This window comes from Streptomyces sp. 3330 (genome assembly GCF_031456635.1).
Taxonomy (GTDB): Bacteria; Actinomycetota; Actinomycetes; order Streptomycetales; family Streptomycetaceae; genus Streptomyces.
Window position 1 is genome coordinate 1 of record NZ_JAVDVA010000048.1, and the last position, 24,514, is coordinate 24,514.

Annotated in this window: 18 protein-coding genes and 4 pseudogenes; 9 read left to right on the forward strand and 13 right to left on the reverse strand. The window is 69.8% G+C overall.

All coding sequences use genetic code 11. From position 1 onward, the window contains the following. Positions 1 to 24: 24 nt before the first annotated feature. On the reverse strand, positions 25 to 348 hold the full coding sequence (locus J2X68_RS38880) for a helix-turn-helix domain-containing protein (RefSeq protein WP_310437339.1): 324 nt from the start codon (positions 346 to 348) through the stop codon (positions 25 to 27). A gap of 350 nt (positions 349 to 698) precedes the next feature. Here J2X68_RS38880 and J2X68_RS38885 point away from each other — a divergent pair, with 350 nt between their 5' ends. Continuing rightward, complete coding sequence (locus J2X68_RS38885; RefSeq protein WP_310437340.1) at positions 699 to 1,226, forward strand: sortase; 528 nt, start codon at positions 699 to 701, stop codon at positions 1,224 to 1,226. Positions 1,227 to 1,354: 128 nt separating this feature from the next. Next, the gene (locus tag J2X68_RS38890; RefSeq protein ID WP_310437341.1) at positions 1,355 to 2,029 is read left to right on the forward strand and encodes a class F sortase; all 675 of its coding nucleotides are present in this window, start codon (positions 1,355 to 1,357) and stop codon (positions 2,027 to 2,029) included. A gap of 403 nt (positions 2,030 to 2,432) precedes the next feature. Here the strand turns inward: J2X68_RS38890 and J2X68_RS38895 are convergent, their stop codons facing one another. Further along, a complete protein-coding gene (locus J2X68_RS38895) occupies positions 2,433 to 2,735 on the reverse strand; it encodes a hypothetical protein (protein WP_310437342.1) in 303 nt (100 codons plus the stop codon). Between the two features lie 256 nt (positions 2,736 to 2,991). On the opposite strand from J2X68_RS38895, the gene J2X68_RS38900 reads away from it, so the two are divergent. Further along, on the forward strand, positions 2,992 to 3,438 hold the full coding sequence (locus tag J2X68_RS38900; RefSeq protein WP_310437364.1) for a hypothetical protein: 447 nt from the start codon (positions 2,992 to 2,994) through the stop codon (positions 3,436 to 3,438). Between the two features lie 5 nt (positions 3,439 to 3,443). Here the strand turns inward: J2X68_RS38900 and J2X68_RS38905 are convergent, their stop codons facing one another. After that, positions 3,444 to 3,884: an SUKH-3 domain-containing protein gene (locus tag J2X68_RS38905; protein ID WP_310437343.1), complete on the reverse strand. Its 441-nt coding sequence runs from the start codon at positions 3,882 to 3,884 to the stop codon at positions 3,444 to 3,446. Between the two features lie 305 nt (positions 3,885 to 4,189). On the opposite strand from J2X68_RS38905, the gene J2X68_RS38910 reads away from it, so the two are divergent. Beyond that, the gene (locus J2X68_RS38910; RefSeq protein WP_310437344.1) at positions 4,190 to 5,485 is read left to right on the forward strand and encodes a DUF4241 domain-containing protein; all 1,296 of its coding nucleotides are present in this window, start codon (positions 4,190 to 4,192) and stop codon (positions 5,483 to 5,485) included. Between the two features lie 368 nt (positions 5,486 to 5,853). On the opposite strand, the gene J2X68_RS38915 is transcribed toward J2X68_RS38910, so the two are convergent. Further along, a complete protein-coding gene (locus J2X68_RS38915) occupies positions 5,854 to 6,165 on the reverse strand; it encodes a hypothetical protein (RefSeq protein ID WP_310437345.1) in 312 nt (103 codons plus the stop codon). 130 nt (positions 6,166 to 6,295) lie between these two features. Here J2X68_RS38915 and J2X68_RS38920 point away from each other — a divergent pair. Together J2X68_RS38920 and J2X68_RS38925 are read left to right on the forward strand one after the other, a co-directional pair. Beyond that, positions 6,296 to 6,817: pseudogene (locus tag J2X68_RS38920) on the forward strand (transposase); the annotation flags it as partial. Between the two features lie 300 nt (positions 6,818 to 7,117). Next, entirely contained in the window at positions 7,118 to 7,744 is a 627-nt protein-coding gene (locus tag J2X68_RS38925) for a hypothetical protein (RefSeq protein ID WP_310437346.1), read from the forward strand. A gap of 480 nt (positions 7,745 to 8,224) precedes the next feature. On the opposite strand, the pseudogene J2X68_RS38930 reads toward J2X68_RS38925, so the two are convergent. Continuing rightward, positions 8,225 to 8,395, reverse strand: a pseudogene (locus J2X68_RS38930) (alpha/beta hydrolase); the annotation flags it as partial. A gap of 49 nt (positions 8,396 to 8,444) precedes the next feature. After that, complete coding sequence (locus J2X68_RS38935) at positions 8,445 to 10,058, reverse strand: carboxylesterase family protein (RefSeq protein ID WP_310437347.1); 1,614 nt, start codon at positions 10,056 to 10,058, stop codon at positions 8,445 to 8,447. A gap of 109 nt (positions 10,059 to 10,167) precedes the next feature. On the opposite strand from J2X68_RS38935, the gene J2X68_RS38940 reads away from it, so the two are divergent. Beyond that, entirely contained in the window at positions 10,168 to 11,244 is a 1,077-nt protein-coding gene (locus tag J2X68_RS38940; protein ID WP_310437348.1) for a MerR family transcriptional regulator, read from the forward strand. A 510-nt stretch (positions 11,245 to 11,754) separates the two neighbouring features. On the opposite strand, the gene tkt is transcribed toward J2X68_RS38940, so the two are convergent. The 3 genes and pseudogenes from tkt to J2X68_RS38955 all read right to left on the reverse strand — a co-directional run bounded on the left by tkt (position 11,755) and on the right by J2X68_RS38955 (position 16,810). After that, positions 11,755 to 13,980: a transketolase gene (gene tkt, locus J2X68_RS38945; protein ID WP_310437349.1), complete on the reverse strand. Its 2,226-nt coding sequence runs from the start codon at positions 13,978 to 13,980 to the stop codon at positions 11,755 to 11,757. A 697-nt stretch (positions 13,981 to 14,677) separates the two neighbouring features. Then, a pseudogene (gene tal / locus J2X68_RS38950) lies at positions 14,678 to 15,874 on the reverse strand (transaldolase); the annotation flags it as partial. Between the two features lie 309 nt (positions 15,875 to 16,183). After that, a complete protein-coding gene (locus J2X68_RS38955) occupies positions 16,184 to 16,810 on the reverse strand; it encodes a TetR/AcrR family transcriptional regulator (RefSeq protein ID WP_310437350.1) in 627 nt (208 codons plus the stop codon). A 126-nt stretch (positions 16,811 to 16,936) separates the two neighbouring features. Here J2X68_RS38955 and J2X68_RS38960 point away from each other — a divergent pair, with 126 nt between their 5' ends. Together J2X68_RS38960 and J2X68_RS38965 are read left to right on the forward strand one after the other, a co-directional pair. Then, on the forward strand, positions 16,937 to 17,878 hold the full coding sequence (locus tag J2X68_RS38960; RefSeq protein ID WP_310437351.1) for an alpha/beta fold hydrolase: 942 nt from the start codon (positions 16,937 to 16,939) through the stop codon (positions 17,876 to 17,878). A gap of 355 nt (positions 17,879 to 18,233) precedes the next feature. Next, entirely contained in the window at positions 18,234 to 18,404 is a 171-nt protein-coding gene (locus tag J2X68_RS38965) for a hypothetical protein (RefSeq protein ID WP_310437352.1), read from the forward strand. A 161-nt stretch (positions 18,405 to 18,565) separates the two neighbouring features. Here J2X68_RS38965 and J2X68_RS38970 read toward each other — a convergent pair whose 3' ends face one another. The 4 genes and pseudogenes from J2X68_RS38970 to J2X68_RS38985 all read right to left on the reverse strand — a co-directional run bounded on the left by J2X68_RS38970 (position 18,566) and on the right by J2X68_RS38985 (position 24,498). Beyond that, the gene (locus J2X68_RS38970; RefSeq protein WP_310437353.1) at positions 18,566 to 19,225 is read right to left on the reverse strand and encodes a response regulator transcription factor; all 660 of its coding nucleotides are present in this window, start codon (positions 19,223 to 19,225) and stop codon (positions 18,566 to 18,568) included. Next, the gene (locus J2X68_RS38975; RefSeq protein WP_310437354.1) at positions 19,222 to 20,559 is read right to left on the reverse strand and encodes a histidine kinase; all 1,338 of its coding nucleotides are present in this window, start codon (positions 20,557 to 20,559) and stop codon (positions 19,222 to 19,224) included. Before J2X68_RS38975 ends, J2X68_RS38970 begins: the two co-directional genes overlap by 4 nt. 569 nt (positions 20,560 to 21,128) lie before the next feature. Next, positions 21,129 to 23,330, reverse strand: a pseudogene (locus tag J2X68_RS38980) (MMPL family transporter); the annotation flags it as partial. 190 nt (positions 23,331 to 23,520) lie between these two features. Continuing rightward, the gene (locus tag J2X68_RS38985; protein ID WP_310437355.1) at positions 23,521 to 24,498 is read right to left on the reverse strand and encodes an NADPH:quinone reductase; all 978 of its coding nucleotides are present in this window, start codon (positions 24,496 to 24,498) and stop codon (positions 23,521 to 23,523) included. Between the last annotated feature and the right edge of the window lie 16 nt (positions 24,499 to 24,514).

Sequence of the window (24,514 nt, forward strand, 5' to 3'; positions counted from 1 at the left end):
GCGCTACGACAAACGGGCCTACACCTACCTCGGCACAGTCACCCTCGCAGCACTCATCATCTGGCTCCGCACATGATCCGAGAAACAGCGCCTAGTACGGCGCTGGTCGCCGACCTTCGGCCGCTTGGCCGGCCCCGAATGGCGCAGGGCTTGTCTTCCTCCCTCGCGCCATGACCGGCGCCACCGTCCCACCGACCGGAGGCTGACTCGCAGTTCCTTCGCGATCACTGTGTTCCTCTCACCCTGCGCAAAGCCACCGATGACCAGCATGCGCACCCACTCCCGCGCAGCTGACCCTGCGGGGTGAGACCGCCGCCCTGTCCGTATCTCACTGCGTGCCGCCACCATGCGGCGGCAGCACGAAGACCGCTTCCTCGAGGACCCGCGGCCGCCACCAGGCAGGCCTGGATCACATCGTCCGCGTGCACCAGCCCGCCACCGCCCTCCCGCCACCCCCCGGACCTCACCCCACCCACACGGCAGCCAGCCGAACCGTCAGAGGACCTGCCCCGCCTGTCACTAGCCTGATTGCCGACCTGCGGCGAGTCCCCCACCCCTCCGGCTCCCACTTCCCTGACCTGCGTGAATGCCCGTTTTCAGGCAATCGATACGCCTGTCCGGGCGAGACTTGTGCCGATCCGTCATGTTGCGGAGGTGACACAGCGTCGGTTGCCTCAGCAGTGATGCACAATCCAGACTTGACGGAACAGAACGAACAATTCTCCGCTGGAGGGGTTCTTGTGGGCAGTACACGTGCTGGCTTCAGCATCGGCCTGGTGGCCGGTTTCCTGGCTCTTCAGATTCCGGTCGCCGCGGCCGCCGGTGACTCAAGTCTCGACATTCGCCCGCAGCAGACCTCCCACGGCTCCACGGTCACCGTCAGCACCACCGCATGCGGTGCGGACGTGACCTACGGCAAGGGCGAGTCCGAGGTGGCAGGGGCGTTCCACCTGTTCGAAGGCGAGAGCAAGGGCGTGCTCACCGGCGAGTTCACCGTGCCGGAAGGATCTTCGGCCGGTACCGACACCGTAACCGTCAAATGCCCGCCGCGGACCAGGATCACGGACTCGTACCAGCTCCCGACCCGCCGGCCTGACGGTGCCGTCGAGGCCGGTTTCGGAGACACAGGAAGGGAAGTCCCGCAGCTCGCCCTGGGCGCGGCGCTGGTCACCGCAGCCGCTGCAGGGGGTCTGGTGAGGATGCGCCGCCGCTCGAACCGAATCTGACTGCCTCTGCCCCACCGGCTCCCCCGGCTGGCTCCACCCGGCCGGCTCCCGAGACCTCCCGGGTCCCGGAAGCCGGCGGGAACCGATCGCCTCCCCTCTCCCCCGCTGCAGGCAAAGAACCCACCGCGATGGCCTCCAGACGTACCACCGACTCTTCCTCATCCCCGTTCATCCCTTCGGCCAGGTCTTTGGCCTGGACGCTCGTGGCGGGGACCGTACTGTTGGCCGGCGCGGTACACGACGAGCAGCCACCACAGCCTTCCGCCCGCCAGGCACTCTCGCCGCTGCCAGGTGCCTCGGTCCACCGCACCGCCGCCCCGGCCGGCCCCGCCGTGTCGCCACTCCCGCCCGCGGAACCCCTCTGGCTCCGGATCCCCGCCATCCACGTGAACGCCCCCGTCACCAAGCTTCACCTCGACTCATCGGGGGCGCTCGAACCCCCGCCCGCCGACGACCCCAACCGCGCCGGCTGGTACAGCGAGGGCACGGCACCAGGATCTGCCGGGACAGCCGTCACCGCGGGCCACGTGGACCTGCCCACCGGCAGCCCGGGCGTCTTCTACGAGCTCGGCGCCCTGACCAAGGGCAACACCATCGAGATCGACCGGGCGGACCGGCGCACAGCCGTATTCACCATCGACGCCCTCGAGGTCTACGACAAGCAACGCTTCCCGAGCGAGAAGGTGTACGGCATCTCCGAGCGCGCCGAACTGCGGGTGATCACCTGCGGCGGGGGCTACGCCAAGCACACCGGATACCAGGGCAACCTCGTGGTCTACGCGACACTCACCGCGGTCAGATGAGGCATCGCTCGGCGCCAGTCCGGCAACAGCCGCTGCCTACGGCGGACGGTGCCGTCCTGGTGGACACGGACGCTGCCCGGGCGAACGCGACCCCAGAGCTGCGGGAGCGGCCATCGGGGCGCGCCCCTGCGCCAGATGCCCGCGACAGGGCCTGTCCGCACCGCCATGCCGGTGCCCTGCCGAAAGCGCAGCAGCAGCCGGCCGTCTGTGCGGCGTCGAACCCCTCCGGAGCGTGCCCCCAGCCCTCCCGGTCGCGGGCCGCCCGCCATGAGCCGCGTGCCCCGGCCTGAATCACCGGCCGACAGCCGGCCCCCGCAGCGCACGCCGGGCTCCCGGGCAGCCGCTGACCTGCGGCTCCACGAGGTGTCAGCTCGGATGCGTAACGTCAACCCGTCCGGGCTGCTCAGACGCTCCTACGGCGCGACTGCCGCATCTGGCTGACTCCCATGAGGAGGAGACCGGAGAACATGAGGGCGTTCGTGCCGAAGAAGCGGAACTCCCAGGACGGGCTGGGCACGACGTGGAAGTAGAACAACCCCTGGATCACGCAGGGCGCGCCCACCAGCAGAGCTCCGAGCCCGTAGACGCGAGGGCGGGTGACACGACGGCGCACCCAGGGCAGTGTCCAGCCGGTGCGCATCGACGCCATGCCCAGGGTGACCGCCAGCAGGCCCAGAACCATGCCACTTCCAACGACCCATTCCATGGGCCCCTCCCCATCGCCTGAGCTCGCCCGCACCTCGCGAACTCGCCCGCTGATCATCCACGCTGATCAAGATCAGCGCCAGGCCGCACACCAAGTGGTGTCCGGAGCCTGTCCGGGCAACGACGCAGATGCACCGGCCGTCCGTCCTTCTACAGCTTCGGTCCAGCTGTGCGGTCGGCGATCCTTCCCCCCCCCCGGCTTGACGAGCCGGTCCTTCCGGGCGCGGCCACTTGGCACGGTGCGTTCGGAAGGTGTGGTGTCAGAGGTCCTTGCGGTGATCCGCGCGACAGGAAAGCTGAAGTCCTTCAGGACGGCGACGTCGGTGGCGGTCAGCCGGACGCCGGGAGTGTCGGGGAAGCCGAGGAGGTCGAGAGCGACCTTCAAGGCCTCGCTGGCCAACTGTCCCGAGCCGGACGTCCTTGCCAAGCACGTGCGGACCTTCACTCACATGGTCACCGACCTGCAAGGCGACCAACTGCCAGAGAGGATCGAATCAGCCAGCGCAGCTACCGGCCTGCCCAGTCTCAGCCGGCTCGCCCAGCAGCTCGAACGCCACCTTGACGCCGTCGTCGCCGACTCTCCCAGTCCGTGGAACTCCGGTGTCACCGAGGGCCACAGCAACCAGATCAAGATGCTCAAGCGCCATCTGTTCGTCCGCGCAGGATTCAAGCTCCTGCGCAAGCGCGTCCTGCTCGCCAAATGACCATGTCAGCAGCCCTGATCCGACTGATCGTGATCAATCCTGCGGGGCATCACGCCGAGGATCAGCTTTTCGAGGGCGTGCGGCATTGGCCCCAAGTTGGCGACCCAGGTCTCGACAAGGTAGATCTCACTGTCGTCATCGATACCGAGAAAGAATCGGCCGTGATCGAACTCGCCGAGGGGGAAGAGTCGTATCCCCAACGAGTCGCTCCACTCGGAGAAACGGTCATCCTCTCCCCACGCCAGCTCCGGGTCCAGCTCGAATGGTTCCCGGGCGCGGTTGATTCCAGGGCCGTCGACGCTCACGATCAGCCCTCCGAACTCCTGGAGAAACTGCTCGGCGGCGTCATGCATGACGATCCCGACCGCTTCGAACCGGGATCGCCAGCCGGTCGTGTCGACCCGCCTGCCCGCCATCCATCCAGAAGCCTCCAGGACCTCCAGCACCTCCGGAGACCACTTACGCATGACAGGCCCAGCCCCCCAGCTCGAAGCATGAGGCGATCATCCCAGCGGACGGCCCGAGAGCGAGCAGCGTGTGACCGCACCACGAGAAGTGGACCAGAGCCCGAAAACGGGAGTCGCTCAGCGACGGCTTCTGAAGTCACCGCGTCACCCGTCGCTTGATCAATGTCGATGAGTTCGGAAGTCATCAGGTGCCTGCGTCTGAGTCAGCAGGGCCGTTGTCACAGGCAGCGGCTACCTTGCAGCTCAGCACAGAACCAATGCAGGTTGCAGGAAGAGGAGCGGCAATGGTCGTCGAGGTGGGGTACGCGCAGGCGTGGGACCTGCAGGCTTGTGCGCCATGGCGGCCGATGTCCGCCGAGGAGGCCCGGCAGCGGGATGCCGCCGGGCTTCCGTACGTGGTGGTGTACCGGGAGCCGGGCCGGAAGGCCCCGCTGGAAGTCCGCCTGGTGTCCTGGCGGGACCACTACGTCGGGCTGTGGGTCTACGACGCCCAAGGTCGCCGCACCTACGATCTGGACCTGCGGCTGCTGGACGACCCGTCGCGGCTGCTGCGCCGATACTCCGTCGGCTGGTACTACACAGACCCTGAGATGGCGGAGTTCGACGAGGCGTGCCCGCGCATCACCGTGGACCTCTTCCCTGACGGAGGAGGTCGACGGACGGAGGAGCGGCGGGGGCAGGGCGGGGGCTCCTACGTCACCTTGCCCGGACTCCGGGACGACGAGCGCTGGCTGGATCGCCCCGCCTTCGGGGAGTGGCCGCTGCTCTCGGCCCAGGTGCACGGGCTCGTTGAGCTGCCGGCCTTCAAGGTGGCCGAGGTGGCCGAGTCGGGTGACGGACGCGCCCCCGCTACGTGCTGGCGTCCGCCGCGTCCCGCGCAACCCGGGCCGATCAGCGAGTTGTTCCGGCCCGGAGTGCGCGTGACCGACGGCTACCATCCCGAGATGACCGTCGTGGAGCCGCGCCGGGTCGGCACACTGCGCATACCCAGCGGGCTGCTGGCCGTCTCCGGCCCGGACATCGATCACGGTGACGGGCCGCGCATTACGGTCCCTGTCCCGCCCGGGGAGTACGTACTCGACGAGGCGCGGGTCCGCTTCAGCTACCAGTGCGAGTGGCGGGACGCCGAGGTCACGACCACGGAAACCACGGCCGTGCGCCTGCTCGTCAGCGAGACCCCCGCAGTGGCCTGGGAGATGGCCCTCGGTCCGGACGACGATCCCCGGCTGTTCATCGAGCAGCAGATAGCCGGCTTCGACACCGACGGTGCCACCGGCTGCTTCGCCGACGCCGGGTCCTGGGATCCGCTTCTCGCGCTCTTCGAGCGGGGGCTGATCCGGGGGGAGCCGGACCTGGACGGGTACGAGGACGTCGACGACGGTTCCATGTTCATGCAGCGCACCTGGGACGAGGCTTCCGGCGGCGAGCTCATGTCCTTCGCGACGACCGGAGACGGTACCTACCCGGTGTGGGTCGGCCGTTCCGGGGCCGGTGAGGTCGTCGGCGTCGTGGTGCTGGTGGAGGGGATGCCTGAGCTGCTCCCAGAGCTGGGCGGAGCTCCCACCGATGCGGCTGCGTAGGCAGGGACCTGCCTGTGGGTGCAGTCACCAGCCTGATTGCAGGTGGTGACGACCTCAGCAGCACCGTTCACCGCGCTCAGCGCTTGGAGTCCGGGGTACATATACCCATCAGGTCCGGGTGGCCCGTGGCGGCAGCGGTTCCAAGACGCGCCCCGCATGAACGACGATGACGGCATCTTCACCTACCCGGGCGGCATCCGCTTCGCCTGCGCCGTCATCGACGAATGCGCCGACGCCTGACCCCCATTGGCCTTGTTCGCGTCGCAGACTCTGGCTCGTCGTCCCTGAGCGGCGGCCCTCCGTCATGCCAGCAGGACGCGCTTGCGCAGAAGTTGGAAGCCTACCCGCCCGTGGTCTGGGGTTGGTGCTCAGAAGCCGTCGCCCCATCCGAAGGTGACGTTGTAAGCACGCTGGAGTGCGTGCCTGCCACGGTCGCCGTCGGTGTATGCCCATAGGAGAGCTGCGGCGAACCAGAGCAGGAAGACTCCGCTGATGACGCCCAGAGCGACCAGCATGCCGTACCAGCCGAGGAGGGCCAGGGCGATGGTCGCAATGGCCGCACCGATGTGGGCTCCCCGCGAATCGAGCAACGCAGCCTTGCGTACGGCTCTGCTTTCAGCTCGTTCTGCAGCGAAGCGTTCCTCTCGAACAGACAGCGGTTCATTCTCGTCGAAGTGCATCTCACCCCTCTGGCGCTGACGCTACATGGGCCGGACGGCGTCGGCAGAAGAGCGCCACAGGGGATAGGGGACAGGCACGCAGAAGTTGTTGATCAATTAACCATCCGCTTGTCTGCTCGTTGGTCGGGGTGTGGGGAAGCGTCAGTCGCGGCCGTGGATCGTGTCGGACGAACTGTGGTCGCTCATCGAGCCGTTGCTGCCGGAGCCGGGGCCGAAGCAGGTCGAGGGCCGGCCACGGGTGCCGGACCGGCATCCAGTGGGAGTACCTGCCTCAGGAGCTGGGCTTCGGCTCCGGCATGACCTGCTGGCGGCGCCTCGCGGTCTGGAACGACGCCGGCGTATGGGACCAGCTGCACGTGCCGCTGTTGGAGAGGCCGCGGTCGAGAAACGGCTCGACTGGTCGAGGGCGGTGATCGACTCGTCGCACGCCGGGGCCCAAAAGGGGACCCAGCCCGGTCGACCGCGCACGGCCGGGCAGCAAGCACCACGTCATCACCGACGGCCAGAACATCCCGCTCACGGGGTCCCTGACCGGCGGAAACCGCAACAACGTCACCCACAGCTCCTGCCACCGCTCGACAAGATCCCAACCGTGACCGGCACCGTCGGAGGACCCCGCCGACGGCCCCAGCTGGTGTTCGTATCCCTTGGTCGGCGAGCATCGACAGGTCGAGGTTCGGCTTGCCTACGCTGCACGGCGACGAGCTCATGATGGCCGTCAAGGGAACTCTGACGCCCGCCGAAAACACATACCTACTCGCCGATTTCACCGGGCCCGAGAGCTGGAGCCCAGCGGCCGCGAAAGACGCTCAAGCAAACCTCACGGCGGATACGGCGGCCGGATGAGATCCGAGCAGTGCGACGATCTCTCTCGCCTGCCACGGACCGATCGATCCCGAGAACGTCGGACCGAGCTGGCTGTTGTGACGACGAAGAACCCAAGGAACTGATCATGGCAACTACTTGCAGTCAGCAGCACCGGACGCCGCAGGAACTGGTCACAGAGCTGCACGGGCTGAGGGACGTGGACTGGCCGACCGTCTGGTCCGGGCCACCCCACCCGGGCCAGGGGCTGGACATGTGGTCCGCCCAGTTCGACTGGGTGCCGACAAGTTTCGAACGCGTACTCCAAGTGCGCACGGACACCGGCGCCACGCTCACCCTCAACAACGTGGGCGGCAGCTGGGCCCCGGTGACCGATGTGAGCCATTGGCTCTGGGGAGCGGGGGCAGAAACTGTCGAGGACAACCCGTCGCTGCTCGCGGAGGCCGCGCACGTCTGGCCCCTGTACGTCACAGCCGCCTCCGCCGTCCTCGGGGAGCCGACCTGGGAGGGCGCCTGGGACGCCGAGGACTTCCCGGAGAATCTCGGCAACCACGACGTCGGCTCGCGCAGCTACCGGCTCGCGCAGCAGAACCCTCATCGGCTGGCGTACTGGATGCCGACCGATGCGAGCGCCCCGCTGGTGATCCTGGAGATCCTCCTCCGGGCGAACACGGCCGCCCGGTCACCCCGTCCCGGTGCCGCCAACCTGTCCGTGCGCTTCCACCCCCGCCCGGTCGAGAACAGAGGACTGTGAGCCCGCAGCCGATACCCAAGTACATCGAACGGCCAGGCCGCTTCCTTCATATGATCTGATCGTTGGTTGATGTGTGTCGTCGGACCGCACTCCGAAGCGGGGTGAGCGGTGGCGTGATCACCGGCAGGTGATCGACGCGATCCCTCAAGTACCGCACCGGGACGCCGTGGATGGACCTGCGGCTCGACACACCATCCGGATGGCAGGGAACCAGTTGGCAGTCCGGCTCAACCCACAGCCCTCGTACAGCTGAGCGAGCAGTTGCTGTTGTTCTTCGGCCAGTGAGAGCAGTCGGCGATCTGACGGTCGCAGCCACCCTTCAAGCCAGCGCGGCACGTTGCGGCGCCAGCTGATCGGCCCGAGCTGATTCCACCTACCTGTCCAGTTGTGCCGGTACCCGGATGCCCTCCCCCGGGACGCAGTTCTGACGTCTCGCCGGAGCGCCGCCTGCCACCACACCTGGCGCAACTGCCTCCACGACCAGTCGACGTAGGCGGCCTCGTGGCCCTCCAGTACGGTCTGGGCGAGGCCGGGTGCGGCGGAGTGGAAGCCGAACCGCCACGGCGGCCCGTCGGTGAGGAAGTCCTCAGCGCCGGGCAGCCTGCCCAGCAGGGGCTCCATGACGACCAGGCTCCGGACGACGGACAAGCGGGCAGCTCGCCGTCCGGAGCCGGGCAGGAGTGGGGAGGAGCGGGGAGGCTCACGGGGACATACGGTCCCAGAACGAGCATGCGTGTGCGGAATACGCGTCGACCGGGTGGATCCCGTCCGGTCCCGGAGCCAGCGACAGTACCGACGGCGTGTGGGGTGACGACGGGCGCAGGGCGGGCCATTGCGGGGCGTCGGGGGTGTTCGGGTCGCCGGTGCGCGCGAAGTTCGTCCAGTAGCCGACCATCCGGTCCGACAGGGCGCGCTGGCCGTCGGTCAGCGGCCGCTCGGTGGGCACGGAGGGGAACAGGAACGGCATCTCGAAGCCATGCGCCGCACCGTAGGGGAAGCCCGGGTCCGCCGGCAGGCCGGCGAGGACGGGAACGTCCGGATCGTTGAACTCGTAGCCGTAGAGGGGCAGTCCGGGGGCATGCGCCGCGATGGCCCGGTCGGCCGCCAGCGTGGTGCACGTGAAGGATCGGTCGGTCAGCACCGCGGCCCAGGCCAGTGCGGGAGAGGCATGGTGTGCCGCCGGGTACCGCGCCTCGACGGCCGGAGCCTTAGGTCCGAAGGCGTCCGTCAGACGCGCGCGGTAATCGGCCTCGGTAAGGATCGGGAACGCGGCGAGCGACAGGCCGACGAACATCCGCATCTCGTCGTGGTTGGTGCCCAGCATGACCGGCACGCGGTGGAAGCGTCCCGACGCCAGCGCACGGCCGGGTGCAACGGGCAGCAGCCTGTTGTCGAAAGCGGGCCGATTGAAGGACTGCATCAGCTGCGCGGTGGCGAGACGGTCCGTGCTCAGCCTGCGCAGACACGCCAGCACCTCGTCCCCGCCGCCCGTCGTGCAGCCCAGTTGCCGGGCGGCTTCCGCACCGGCCGTCTGGACGTCGGCCTGTGCGGCGAACGGCTCGTACGCCGGTGTTCCGGGCCCGAGGGCGCCACGCGGGAAGGACGTGAGGCAGGAACCGCTCTGAAGCACAGCCCGCTGGAAGAGTCCGGCGGCGGTCGGCGAGGTGAGGTGTGCGCAGATACTGAGGGCGCCCGCGGATTCCCCGAACAGCGTGACTCTGCTCGGATCACCGCCGAAACGGGCGGCGTTCGCCCGCACCCAGCGCAGGGCGGCCTGCTGGTCCGCCAGCCCGAAGGGCGGGGCAGCGCCCAAGGCGGAGTGGCCGAAGTAGCCGAAGATCCCCAACCGGTAGTTGACCGTGACGACGACCGCGTCGCCCCGGACGGCCAATCGTTCAGCGCTGTAGTCGCTGCCGGAGCCGCCCAGGAACGCGCCGCCGTGCAGCCACACCAGCACGGGCCGCTTCTTCCCGGCCGGCTTCGTCGCCGGCGCCGTGACGTCGAGGTAGAGGCAGTCCTCCGAGCCGACGATCGCGTCCGCACCTGGTGTGGGCATCTGCACACAGCGTTCGGCCGGCCTCGTCGCGTCCCGGATGCCCCGCCACGCGGCAGGAGGCGCAGGGGCACGCCAGCGCAGCGGTCCGGTCGGCGGCGCGGCGTAGGGGATGCCGTCGAAGGTGGTGTACGAGCCGTGCGAGAGACCGCGTACCCGGCCCTGGTCGGTCCGTACGACGGCACCGTCCTGTCCCGCGGAGTCAGGGGAAGGGGGGCCTGAGCCGGCCGCGGGCACGGCGACGGCCGAGAGCAGTGCCACGGCGCACAGATGGGCCAAGAGCACCGCACGGAGTCCGGCTCTTCGGCATGGACGCGATGCTGTCATGGTCGGGGACATACACACCCACCGTTCTCGGGTCGGGGACGGCATGGGACGACGCCGCCCCGGGCAGTACGCGGCCGCACCGGTCCGGTCAGACCGGAACGGGCTCCGGTACACGGCAACGGTGCGAACCGGCGTTGTCAGTGCTCCATACGCTAGAAGCTCCCGCGCACTGGAGGTTCAAGGGGCTGTGACGCAAGACACGTGGAGCATCGGTGAATTGGCGGCCGGAACAGGCCTCCCCGTGAAGACGCTTCGCTACTACTCCGACAGTGGTCTGCTGCCGGTGGCCGTCCGCAGCTCCGGTGGCCACCGGCGCTACGGCCCCGAGGCGTGGGAGCGGGTCCGGCTCATCAGACGCCTGCGGGCGCTGGGCACCCCGATCGCGACCATCATGCAGGTGGTGACGGGCGAGTGCACACTCGGCGAACTGGTGGCCACCGAACTCGAAGAGGTGCAGGAACGACTGACCGAACTGCGGTGGCGCGAGGCCACGCTCAAGTCCCTGGACGACTGCCCGGGCGAGGAACGGCTGCGGCGCCTGGAAATACTGTCCCGCGTGCAGCGGCTCCCGGAGGCGCATCGCACGCTCACCGATCACTGGTATGGCGAGCTGTCCGCGGCGATGCCCAGGCGTCGGCTCGACATCATGATCGCAATGCTGGCCCCCGCGCCGCCGCAGGACCCCTCCCCAGCTACGGCCCTGGCCTACGCCGAACTGCACCTGCTCATCTCCACACCCAGTTTCACCCGCTGGACCCAGGACCACGACGAGGAGATGAGGGACGGACCGGCCTTCTACGCGGAGATCGACGAAGCCGCCGCCCTGACGGCCGCCGCCATGGCCCAGGGGTCGGCACCCGGCGCCGGGGACGCGGTGGACGCGTTCGTGTCCGCCCACGCACGGGCCCGGCAGGAGTCGGACACCCCCGCCTTCCGCGCACACCTGCACACGCTGGTGTCACGCTCATCCGGCTTCGACCCCCGGCTGGAGCGGTACTGGGCCCTGGTCGGCACCGCTACCGGCGGACGCGTGCTGAACATGACGGTGGCGCATCGCTGGCTGACCGACGGACTGTCGATCTCGATCGCCGGGAACGCACGCAGGACTCCGAGGGACTAGGGATCGGGCTCGGGGGAACCTACGAGCGGCGTTGAAGGGCGTGGTGGCGGCTTTCGTTGTGGCGGGGGGCAATGCGGGCGTCGGTGGCGGCTGCGACGAACGCGGCCGCGGCGTCACGCACCACCCGGCACACCCCCGGGGTGTGCAAGGCCGACAGCCCGCACCCACGCGGAGCGACGGCGAAGGACGGCACCTGCTCTCATCATCGGGGCGTGACGTACTGGTACCGGTAGACCGGCGCGGATCAGGCCCCGCTGCAGGTATTTCGCATCTCCCGGCTTACCTTCATGATTCCTCGTCCGGCAGTAGTCCGTTGGGGACGTCCCCGCACGGGTGGCGGGTCCGATGTGGGCACCGGCGCGGCGTGGCTGCTGCGCTGCTGTGGAGAGGACGCCGGGCGCAGGGCGCGGGCGAGGTGGCGGCCGGCGGCTGTGTACCGCTGCCGGGCCCAGGACGGCGGCGAGGGAGATCTCCACCAGGTCGCCACCCCGCAACCGGTCGACCGGATGACTAGGAACGGTCGCCGGTGCCACCGCTGGTGGGGGTGGAGGTCTGCTGGTGGCCGCCGGGTCGCGGCGTCCGCTGGGTGTCGTGGATACTGTCGCGGGCGGCGGCGGCGACCGCGCCGGGGGTGATGCCGAACTCGGCGTAGAGGCGCTGGTAGTCGGCGGACGCGCCGTAGTGCTCCAGGCTGACGATGCGTCCGGCGTCGCCGACCACCTCGCGCCAGCCCTGTCCGACCGCGGCCTCGACGCTGACCCGGGCCCGTACGTCCGGTGGCAGCACCTCGTCCTGGTACGCGGCGGGCTGCGCGGCGAACCACTCCCGGCACGGCATCGACACCACCCGCGCCGCGACCCCGTCGGCGGCCAGCAGGTCGCGGGCGTCCAGGGCGATCGGTACCTCGGAGCCGGTCGCGACCAGGATGACGTCCGGCGCGGACGTCGTGGAGTCCCCGCCCGCCTCCGCCAGGACGTAGCCGCCGCGGGCCGCCTCCCGCGCGGGGGCGTACCGGCCGTTGTCCCGGTCCAGGACCGGCAGGTTCTGCCGGGACAGGATCAGCGCCGCGGGCCGGTCGGTATGTTCCAGGACGGTTCGCCAGCAGGCGGTGGTCTCGTTCGCGTCGGCGGGGCGGACCACGTCCAGGCCCGGGATGGCGCGCAGCGCCGCCAGGTGCTCGACCGGCTGGTGGGTGGGGCCGTCCTCGCCCAGGCCGATGGAGTCGTGGGTCCAGATGTAGGTGGCCGGCAGCTTCATCAGCGCGGCCAGCCGCACGGCGGGGCGCATGTAGTCGGAGAAGGTCAGGAACGTGCCGCCGTAGGGGCGGGTCATGCTCTGCAGGGCGATGCCGTTGAGGATCGCGCCCATGGCGTGCTCCCGGATGCCGAAGTGCAGGGTTCGCCCGTAGGGGCCGCCTTTCCACTCCTTGGTCTGGCGGTCGGCCGGGACGAAGGACGGCTCGCCGTCCATGGTGGTGTTGTTGCTGCCGGCCAGGTCGGCCGAGCCTCCCCACAGCTCTGGCAGGACCGGCGCCAGCGCGCTGAGGACCTTGCCGGAGGCAGCGCGGGTGGCCATGCCCTTGTCGTCGGCGGGGAAGACGGGCAGGGCGTCCGTCCAACCGCCGGGCAGTTCCTGCTTCTGCAGCCGGTCCAGCAACGCGGCGCGCTCCGGATGGGCCTTCTGCCAGGCCGCGAACGTCTCGTTCCACTGAGCGTGGGCCCGGCGGCCGCGTTCGGCTGCCTGCCGGGTACGGGCCAGGACCTCGTCCTCCACGATGAAGTGCGCCTGCGGCTCGAAGCCCAGCAGTTGCTTGGTGGCGGCGATCTCGTCCTCGCCCAGCGCGGCGCCGTGGGCCTTGCCGGTGTTCTGCTTGGTCGGGGCCGGCCAGCCGATCAGGGTCCGCAGCATGATCAGCGACGGGCGGCCGGTCTCCGCACGGGCGACCTCGGTCGCGGCGAGCAGGGCGTCGACGTCCTCCACGTAGCTGCCGGTGCCGGTCCAGTCGACGGTCTGCACGTGCCAGCCGTAGGCGGCGAAGCGGGCGGGGACGTCCTCGCTGAAGGAGACGTCGGTGTCGTCCTCGATCGAGATGTGGTTGGAGTCGTAGAAGACGGTCAGGTCGCCGAGTTCCTGATGGCCGGCCAGGGAGGCGGCCTCGGCGGTGACGCCCTCCATGATGTCGCCGTCGGAGGCGATGACGTAGACGTGGTGGTCGAAGGGGCTCGTGCCCGCCTCGGCGTCGGGGTCCAGCAGACCGCGCTCGCGCCGGGCCGCCAACGCCATGCCGACCGCGCCGGCCAGGCCCTGGCCCAGCGGACCGGTGGTGATCTCCACCCCGCGGGTGTGGCGGTGCTCCGGGTGCCCGGGAGTGGCCGAGCCCCAGGTCCGGTACGCCTCGATGTCGGACAGCTCCAGGCCGTAGCCGGCCAGGTAGAGCTGGATGTACAGGGTCAGACTGGAGTGCCCGCAGGAGAGCACGAACCGGTCCCGGCCCAGCCACCGGTCGTCATCCGGATCGTGCCGCATGACGTTCTGGAACAGCAGGTACGCCAGCGGCGCGAGACTCATCGCCGTTCCCGGGTGGCCGTTGCCGACCTTCTGCACCGCGTCCGCCGCCAGCAGCCGCACGGTGTCCACCGCCCGCACGTCGACCTCGTCCCAGCCAGCCTGCTCCGCTAGCGGGAGCGCCAAGGACTTGTCGCGTCGTACGGTGCTGCCGGACTGTTCGCTCGCCATGCCGTTGCTCCTTCGTCAAGCCGTTGACCGGAAGGCAGCCCAGCGCCCGTACAAGGGGGTTGCGGTGTGCTGCCGTCCGCGTGAGGTGTGTGATCCCGTGGGTGGCGACGTTCCCTCACCTGCCATGGCAGGTGAGGGAACGTCGCGGGAGCGATCAACTGGTGGGCGCGGTCTGGGGCGCGAGCGTGCGGGTGGCTGCCGCGACCCGCAGCTCCTCCAGGGCCGTGCTCTGCCGCTCGGCGCGTTCCAGCAGGGTGTCCAGCTTCGCCGCGTCCAGGCGCCGGTCGCTGTCGGCCCGGGCGCGCAGGGTGCGCCAGCACGCTGCCTTGCCCAGGACGCCCAGGAGCATCGCCTCTGCCTCCAGGACGTCGCTGAGCGGAGAACGGGAGAAGAGGTGACCGTTGGTCTTCAAACGGCCGGCCTTCTCCGCGACCCAGCCCAGGGCGGCCTTGGTGCGGTCCACGGACACGCCCAGGTCGGTCATGATCTGCGCCAGCGCGTCCCGGTCCTCCGCCACCTGGCGCGCCAGGTCCGTCAGGACCGCTTCCTCGGCCTTGCCCCTCTTGGCGTCGGCGGCGCGCCGGAAAAGCTCCAGACCAGCGGTCGCGCCGGTGTAATGGTCGTTGAGGTAGATCGCCAGCAGGCCGCCGCTGTCGGAAGCGCCGTCCGCGACCCCGGCCGCCGGCACGGTGCCGGAGCGCATCTCTTTGCCCACCGAGGCCCCGAGCTCCGCCCAGCTGGCCTCGAACTTCTCCAGCCCTTCGCGCTCCAGGGCGTCGGTCACGTCCGCGAAGTCGACGCCGGCGGCCCGCAGCGACGCAAGGTGGGCTTCGGCGGCGGCGTAGTCTTCGGCCGCCGGCGCGTGGGCGGGCAGGGTGCCGTGGTCGGCGAACGCGGTCAGCGTGGTGCCGGGCATGGTGTTGACCGTACCGGCGATGACCAGGTCGCTGACGTACATCGTGTCCGGGTAGTCCGGGTTCTTCACTCCGGTGGACGCCCACAGCGGTCGCTGGGCGTTGGCTCCGGCCGCGGCCAGGCGCTGCCAGCGCGGCTCGGCGACCACCTGCTCGTACGCCTTGTAGGCCAGCCGGGCATTGGCGACCGCGGCCTTGCCCTTGAGCTCCTGAGCCTGCGAGCTGTCCAGGGCGTCGAGGCGGCGGTCGACCTCGGTGTCGACGCGCGAGACGAAGAAGGAGGCGACCGAGTGGATGCGCGACAGGTCGAGCCCCGCTTCCAGGGCCTGGTCAAGACCGGTCTGGTAGGCGTCCATCACCTGCCGGTACCGGTCCAGGGAGAAGATCAGCGTGACGTTGACGCTGATGCCCCGGGCAATGGCGTCGGTGATCGCGGCCAGTCCCTCACGGGTCGCCGGAATCTTCACGAACAGGTTCGGCTCGGCCACCGTCTCCCACAGTTTGACCGCCTGCGTGGCCGTGGCCTCGGCATCGCGGGCCAGCCTGGGATCGACCTCGATCGAGACCCGGCCGTCCACACCGGCGCTGCTGCGGTAGACCTCCCGGAACGCGCGGCAGCCGTCGCGCACGTCGTCGGTGGTCAGCTCGAAGACCGCGTCGTCGACCTGCGCCCCCTGAAGCCCGAGGCGGGCCAGCTGGTCGTTGTAGCGGTCGCCCTTGGACAGCGCCGAGGCGAAGATCGTGGGATTCGTGGTGACCCCGACCACGTGCTTGGCTGCGATCAGCTCCTTCAGCTCCCCGCCGGCCAGCAGCTCGCGGGACAGGTCGTCCAGCCACACCGACACCCCCGCGGCGGACAGCTCGGCGAGCGGATCGGACGAAGCGGAAACAGACACGCGAAACCTCCAGGTGGAGCGGTGCCGCCCAGCCACACGGCTGCACGTACTGAAGACGATGCCTGCCGACAAACGCGGACTCATGGCAGCGGCACCCGCTCCCTTCCGTGTCTCCGTTTTCGCCCGCTCCACTCACCGAAGACCTCGCCGTACGGCTCCGGCCATGCGGGAGAACGCCGACGGCCAGGTCACCGGCCTGCTCGCTTCGGCGCCCCTCACAGATGGCAATGGTGTGCATCCCTTTCCACGTCATCGACAGACGCGGCGGACCCGGGGGCAGTCCCATGGATCGGAACCGTGTCCAAAGGTGACTTGCAGGATGACCGTCGTCGCTACGGCCAGGCCGGACACCGGAAGCTGTTTCGCACCCCCGCAATGGTGCCGCCGCCAGGGTCATGCTGGTGGCGGGAGGTGTCCGTTGGTCGTGAAGATCCGGTCCAGGTGGTGGCGCAGCACCGCGATGGCCGACTCCGGGGCCCGCTGGCCCACCAGAATGCTGGTCCCCATGGTCGCGGTCATGGCGAGGAGGCTGATCGCCTCCGTGCGCGCGTCGATGTCGCGGTCCGTCAGCCCCGCTTCCCCTGCTTGCCGCAGCAGGCCGGCCAGGGCGTTCTCGGCGGCGTCGGGCTGGTCGATGAACGGCTGGGCGGCAAGTGCCTTGTCGGTCACGGACAGGATGGCGTACGAGGTGTAGAGGAGATGGAAGGTGCGGGTCTCCTCGTCGGTCGGGAGTGAGGCCAGGAGTATCGCCTCGACAGTCGCGCGCGGCCCGGGGGCTCGCCCGGTGTCGCGGAGTCGGGCGCCGACGCGTGCGGCGAAGCGGTCGGTCAGGTGCTGGAGGCCGTAGAAGAGCAGTTTCTCCTTGGTCTGGAAGTAGTACTGCACCAGTCGGAGTGACACCCCGGCCTCGGCTGCCACGTCCCGCATGCCGACCGCGTGCAGTCCGCGCCGTCCGGCCACCCGGATGAGCGCCTCGGCGATCTGCGTGCGCCGCTCGTCATGGTCCACGCGCTTTGGCATGGGTCGTGTCTCCGCCCGTCGGTGGTGAGTTCAAGGGCAGGCCCCAGAAGTCCCTTTATGGTACCGCCGTATCAACATCATGGTACGGTCGTATCACGAAGAATGGATCTCCCGGAGGTGCCCTCGGTGCTTGAGAACACCACCCGAACCCGCCCCCGCCGCGACGTCGGCCGCTATGTGAACGACACTTTGCGTGCCCGGTACTTCGCTGCTTGCGACGCCCTCTACGCCCTGGGCGCACCCACCCGGTCCGAGACGGACGTGGAGACGAGTTTCGGCACCACGCACGTCTACCGGTACGGCCCCGCGGACCCTGCTGCCGAGTCCCGCACCCCGGTGGTCCTGCTGCACGGCGCCGGAGGCTGTTCCGCCCAGTGGTACCCCAACACCCCCGGGCTCAGCGCCGATCGCCCCGTGTACGCCCTCGACACCCCCGGCGACCCCGGACGCAGTGTCCAGCGCGAACCGATGTGGCAGCCCGAGCACGCTGCCCGATGGCTCGATGAGTCACTCGACGCACTCGGCCTCGACCGCGTCCACCTCGTCGGTTCCTCCTACGGCGGCTGGCTGGCGCTCAACCAGGCACACCGCAGGCCAGGCAGGCTCGCCTCGGTCACCCTGCTCGACCCCGGCGGCCTGGAGAAGGTGGGCCTACGCTTCTTCACCTGGATCTTCATCAGCCTCTTTGCGACCTTCGCCCCCAAGCCGCTGCGCCCGCGCCTCGCCGCCTGGCTGGAACAACCGGTACTGGTCGTTCCAGAGTTGCGCGCGATGGTCAGGGCGAGCGTCCGCGCCTTCCGGATACGCCGCCCGGCGCCCCTGCCGCTGACCGAGGACGAACTGACGACCATCCGCACCCCGCTCTACCTCGTCCTCGGCAAGCGCAGCCTGCTGGTACACCCAAAGCGTCAACTCGAGCGCGTGCCACGCCTGATCCCCGGCGCCCGCGCCGAGATCATCGCCCATACGGGCCACGGCCCAGCAATCGACCATCCCGAGCTGCTCGACGCCAAGATGCTGCACTTCATGGACGACGCCGACTCCCGTGGCCCGAACTCGGACACCTGACCGGGCGTCCTGCGGCGGTGGCCGTCACAGACCGCGCGCAGGCAGTGAACCACCGAGTGGGTGTGGTGATCGGCGAGCGCTCCGGTAGCGGGAAACGATCTCCGCCAGCGTGGGATGTGAGGTGCACCGACCATGGAATCGGCGCCGGCTGAGTGACGTCCGTCGGTGCCCCTCCGCGTCGAGCATGGCATCGGACACCGCCGTCAGACGGTCGGCCGCCCCTCAGCACGTTACGCCGTCACCAGAAGCGTGTCGGCGGCGCGCGGCCCCGGTCCGCCGGGCAGCATCTCAGTACCGATCCCCGTACGCCGAAGACGCTGTAGAGCACGTCGTAGGTGTCGGTGCCGGCCCTGAGGTGGGTCGGCACGACACAAAGGAACAGGCGCAGCCGCAGGGCGAGGTGGCCGTACGGGTCGCAGGCCACGGCGTGCCGGGCGGGCGCAGCGTCGACGGCAGCGATGCTGGCGGGGTGGTGGACGGCCAGCTGGGCCGCCTGCCGGGCCGCCCCGGCACCGAGATCGCCTGAACACCGGCCGGCGAGAGTTCCGGCTTCGGGGACGTAGCGGTGAACACGGTTGAGGACGTGGGGAGACGGCGCGCCGCATCGGACGAGCCACGCGAGCGGGGTGAGCGGAGCGGGGTGAGCGGAGCGGGGTGAGCGGAGCGGGGTGAGCGGAGCGGGGTGGGTCAGGCCGGGCGGACGAGCCCGGTGTCGTAGGCGAAGATCACGGCCTGGACGCGGTCGCGGGCGTCGATCTTGGCGAGGATGCGACCGATGTGGGACTTGACAGTGGATTCGGCGAGGTGGAGACGTTCCGCGATCTCCGTGTTGGTCCAGCCGCCGGCGATGGCTGTAAGGACTTCGCGTTCACGCTGGGTGAGTCCGTCGAGTCGGCGTTGCTGCTGCGGAGAGTGGCCGCCGGGGAGGCGGTCGCCGAAGGTGTCGATGAGTTTGCGGGTGAGGCTGGGTGAGATGACGGCGTCGCCGACGGCCACCGCGCGGACACCGGCGACGAGTTCCTCGGGAAGGGCGTCCTTGAGCAGGAAACCACTGGCTCCGGCGCGTAGGGCGTCGTAGGCGTATTCGTCGAGGTCGAAGGTGGTGAGCACCAGGATGCGGGAGCGGCCGCCCGACTCGACGATGCGCCGGGTGGCCTCGATGCCGTCCATGCCGGGCATGCGTACGTCCATCAGAACCACGTCGGGACGCAGTTCGGCAGTCATACGGACCGCTTCAACACCGTTGGTGGCCTCACCGACGACGGTCATCTCGGGCTGGGCCTCCAGGAGCATGTTGAAGCCCATGCGCTGCAGGGCCTGGTCGTCGACGATGAGAACTGTGGTCATGAGCGGTGCTCCGGGGAGGATGGGGGTTCCCCCTGCTCGTGCGAGGCCGAGAACTTGAGGGAGGGCGGGTTGGGGACGAGAAACGCGCGGACGGTCCAGCCCCCGCGGGAGTTGGGACCCGCGGTGACGGTGCCCTCGTACAGGGCCACGCGTTCACGCATGCCGACCAAGCCACGACCACTCCCGGTTCGGCGACGACGGGTTCCCGGAGTACGAGGCGGACCGTCGTCCTCCACGATGATGTGGAGGGCCCGCGGGCCTGAGGTGAGGGACACGCGGATGGAGGTGTCGGAGGCGGCGTACTTGACGGTGTTGGTCAGGGCCTCCTGGACGATGCGGTAGACGGACAGCTGCAGACCCGGTGGCAGATGTGTGAGGTCGCCGTGGGTGTCCAGGGTGACGGTGGGACCCGCCGCACGGACGCGCTCGAGCAGCGAGGCGAGGTCGGTCAGACCCGGCTGTGGGGCGAGCGGTGCGTCGCCCGCTCCTTCGTTGTCCTCGCCGATGACCGCGAGAAGGCGACGCAGTTCGGCCAGGGCGTCACGTCCGCTGTCACTGATGATGCGCAGCGTCTGGGAACCGCGTTCGGGTTTGGACGCGGCGAGGGCGGCGGCGCCGTCGGCGAGGCCGACGATGACCGAGAGGGTGTGCCCGAGGATGTCGTGCATTTCACGGGATACGCGGGCGCGTTCCTGCGCGGCGGCGAGGCGGGCCTGCTGGTCGCGTTCCTTCCTCAGGGTGTCGATGTAGGCGGTGGCCAGCCGGGTCAGCAGACCGAGCGCGGCGAACGCCGCCATCGCGGTCATCGCCAGCAGAGTCACGACCTCCGGCCGGGTGGCGTGCTCCAGCTGGCGGCCCCTCCAGAACACGGCGGCCCACGCGACGAGCTGCGCGGTGGTGACAAGGACGGCGAGGGCCAGTTGGCGCGGGGGGCAGCGGCGGCCGACGTTGAAGAGGGCCACCACGCGTGCGGACTCGGAGCCGGTCATCACCCCCAGAAGGAGGGCTGCCACGGACGCGGCGGTGGTGAGCGCGAAGACGAGCATGGGTCGGCGCTCCCGCCACAGGAGGGGGACGGCGAAGGCGGCGATGAGTGCGACCTGCGCCGGCACGTCGCCCTTGTTGAAGGGGTTGAGGTAGGAGGTGGCGCCGAGCGCCGCGCAAAGAGCTGGAATCCCCCAGTGGCGGATCTTGGGGTGGGCTCGGTCAGCTCGCTGCAGCGCGGCCAGCCGGACAAGGACCGAGGCGATCACGCGCTGCTCGGAATCGCCGGCCAGGGTCTCCAGAGTCCGGTCTTCGCCCGGGCGGGGTGCGGGTGCGCCAGGCACGGTCACGGGGAGTCCTTCGCGGGTCGGGGCCGCCCGCCGGTCCCATGGATCGGACCGGCGGGCGGGGCTGGGGCGGCCGGTGGGAGGCGGCCGTTCCGGTGGTGGATCGGGCGGTGGTCGGCATCTGCCGCTGCAACACGTCCCGGTCAGCGCTTGTGGAACATCTTCTTCCATATCCCCTTGATCGTGCTGGTCTTGGTCTCGGTCGTCTCGGCGGGCGGGGTGGCGTCACCGGTGCGTGCGAGTCGCTGCTTGAACCTGGACAGTCCCAGTTTCTCGCTGCGAAGCTTCGCACGACGGCTCGACGTCGCCGTTTCGCCGGGGCTGCTGACGCCGGTGAAGGTGCTGTCCGAGGCTGCGTGGAACCCGGCACCTGTGTCTACGGGTGTCTCAGCACCACCGTCGTCAGCGCGGCACTGCACGAGTCCGGACAGTCCCCGGGGTCGCCCGTGGTGGTGTCGCGGGAGCGGCGACGTGAACGTGGTCGTGTCTGCGGCATCGGTGCCGGAGCCACTGCTGAAGGCCTGCGGGTCGCTGTAGCTCCCCGAGCCCGTGTGGGTCCCGGCGCCCACGCCGGCGAGTACGGGTTCGGGTGTGGTGCTCGCGCTGTCGGCATCCAGCCTGTGTCGCAGCTCCTCGCCTTCGACGTCCACGTTGGGCAGGGCTCGGTCGAGCCACTGGGGCAGGGCCCAGGCGCGGTGGCCGAGCAGGGCCAGCACCGCCGGGACGATGGTCATGCGGACCACGAAGGCGTCGAAGAGGACGGCGGAGGCGAGTCCCAGGCCGACCGACTTGATCAGTGCGGCGTCGTCGAGGAGGAACCCGGAAAAGACGGCGATCATGATGACCGCGGCGGCGGTGACCACCCGGCCGCTGTGCCGGAAGCCTCCGATGACGGCCTGCGTGGGGGTGGCCCCGTGGACGTACTCCTCCCGCATCCGGGTGACGAGGAAGACCTCGTAGTCCATGGCGAGGCCGAAGACGACGCCGATCAGCAGGATGGGCAGCACGCTGACGATGGGTGCCGTCTGGTCGACGCCGAAGACATCCGCGAGCCAGCCCCACTGGAAGACGGCGACCAGGATGCCGAGAGTGGAGGCGATGGTGAGCAGGAAGCCGAGGGCGGCCTTGAGAGGGATCAGGATCGAGCGGAAGACCAGCAGGAGCAGGATCAGGGCCAGACCGACGACGATGGCGAGGTAGGGAATGAGGGCCTGGGCGAGCTTGGTGGAGACGTCGATGTTGACGGCGGTGGCGCCGGTGACCATCAGGTCGGCGCCGGTGTCCTTCTGCAGGGCGGCGCTGTGGTCGCGGATGTCGGCGACCAGGTCCTTGGTGGCCGGACTGGTCGGGGAGCTCTCCGGGACGACGCCGATGATGGCGACGTCACCGGCCTTGTTGAAGGCCGCGTCGCGGATCGAGGCGATGTCGTCCAGCTTGCCGAGCACTGCGGTCGCGTCCGCGGCGGCGGCTTCGGGGTCGTCGCTGCCGCGCGCGTCGACGACCACGGTCAGCGGGCCGTTGAAGCCCGGCCCGAAGCCCTTGCTGAGGGTGTCGTAGGCCAGGCGCTGGGTGCTGGCGGGGGGCTTCATGGAGTCATCGGGCAGGGTCAGGCGCAGTGACATGGCGGGGATGGCCAGCAGTCCGAGGCCGATCACCGAGACGGCGAGGACCTTGACGGGGTTGCGGGTGACGAACTTGGCCCAGCGCACGCCCATCGACTCGCCCTCACCGCGCTCCAGGGCCTTCATACGGCGGGACAGCAGTGTGCCCTTCGTGATCCGCAGGCCGGCGAAGCCGAGCAGCGCGGGTAGCAGGGTCAGCGCGATCACCACGGCGACGGCCACGGCGAAGGCGGAGCCCAGGCCCATGGAGGTGAGCATCTGGATGCCGATGACGCTCAGTCCGGCCAGCGCGATGATCACGGTCAGGCCGGCGAAGACGACCGCGGAGCCGGCGGTGCCCAGGGCCCGTCCGCAGGCCTCTTCCGGGTCGTGCCCGTCGCGGATCTCGTTGCGGTAGCGGGACACGATGAACAGGGCGTAGTCGATCGCGACGGCCAGGCCCAGCATCAGTGCGAGCGCGGACGTCTGGGAGGCGATGTCGAAGAACTGGGTGGCGACGGTGATCGCCAGGATGGCCGCACCCACACCGAGGATCGCGGTGAGCAGGGGCAGCCCGGCGGTGATCAGCGATCCGAAGGTGATGATCAGGGCGACGGCGGCGACGCCGAGACCGATCAGCTCGGCGGCCTTGCTGGCGGCTGTGTCGGTGATGGCGTCGCCGCCCAGGCTCACCGTGATACCGGCCCTCTCGCCCTGCTCCGCGACAGCGGTCTGAACGTCGTGCGCGGCGTCGCTGACGTCGGCCTCGGCGACCTTGTAGGTCACCCCGGCGTAGCCGATGGTGCCGTCCTTGCTGACCTGGCCGCTGGTGAAGGGGTCGGAGACGCTCGCCACCTGCGGCGACTTCTCCAGCTTCGCCACCAGCGACTCGACCGCGGCCTTGGTGGCAGGGGCGGTCAGCTTCTGCCCGTCGGGTGCTTCGAACACGACCCGGGCGGAGGCGCCGCCGGCGGATGCCTGTGGGAACTCCTCGCCCAGCAGGTCGATGGCCTTCTGGGACTGGGTGCCGGGCAGCGTGAAGCTGTCCGAGGTCTTGCCGGTGGAACTCATGGCGCCCATGCCTACAGCGGCCAGGACGGCGATCCACAACATGAGAACGATGCGTCGTCGCCGAAAGGCGAGCCGTCCCAGTCGGTACAGAAAGGTGGCCACGGAGTACTCCCACCGGAGAAGAGATCGTTGCGTGAGCGCGCGGGGCCGATCGGCCCTTGATCTCAAGCTAGGGGCGGTTTCTCGCGCTCCCTGCCTCCTGTGGGCCCGAACCGTCAGGGCGCGGTTGGTACCCCGGTACTAATGCCTCTCGTCCGTGTGGCACGGCGACTCGTGACCGGCGATGTACTGGTCAGGGCCCGGTGGTGATCAGTACCCGGCCTCGTGCGCCCGCGTCGACCCGGTCGTGGGCCTCGGCGATGTCCGCCAGCGGGAAGCGGCCACCGACGTCGACGGTGAGGGCGCCGACCGCGGCCGCCGCGGTCAGCTCGCGGGCGGCAGCCCGCTTCGCCGCGGCCGGAAAGTCGTCGCTGCCCAGCAGTCGCAGGGTGACGTTGTTGAACAGCAGCGGCCAGAACGGCAGTTCGGTGCGGTCGGCGTGGGTTCCGTAGGCGGCGATGACGGCGTCGAGCGCGGTGACCGCGTTGTCCAGGTCGGCGTTGGCCGACAGGGACACCTCGACGACGCGGTGCACACCGTCGGGCGCGTACGAGCGGATCGCTGCCGCCGGGTCCCCGGAGTCCAGTGCGACGACGTGGGAGACGACTGCCGGGTCGACGCGGTCCAGATCGCTGCTGCGGCGGACCGTGCCCAGCACGGTGGCGCCACCCCAGCGGGCGAGTTGGGCAGCCAGGGAGCCCACGCCGCCGAGCACCCCGTGCACGAGCACGAGTCGACCGTCGACCGGGCCGTCGGCGAACACCGCGCGGTGGGCGGTGATCCCGGGGATCCCGAGGCTGGCGCCCAGCTCGTCGCAGAGGTGGTCGGGAAGCCGGACGGCCTGCTGGTCGGGTACGACGGTGTACTGGGCGGCGGTCCCGAAGGCCCGGTAGGACTGGGCGCCGTAGACCCATACACGCTGCCCGACGCGGCGGGCGTCGACTCCTTCGCCCACCGCATCGATGACGCCTGCGGCGTCGCTGTGCGGGATCACGCGGGGGTAGGGCATCGAGGAGCCGAGCCAGCCGCGCCGCTTCTTGGTGTCTCCGGGATTGATCCCGGAGACGGTCACGCGGACGCGGACCTCGCCGGGGCCGGCCTGCGGGTCGGGCAACTCACCGACGTGCAGGACGGCGGCGGGGCCCTGTTCGTCGTACCAGGACGCGAGCATGGAAGTACCTCCGTGC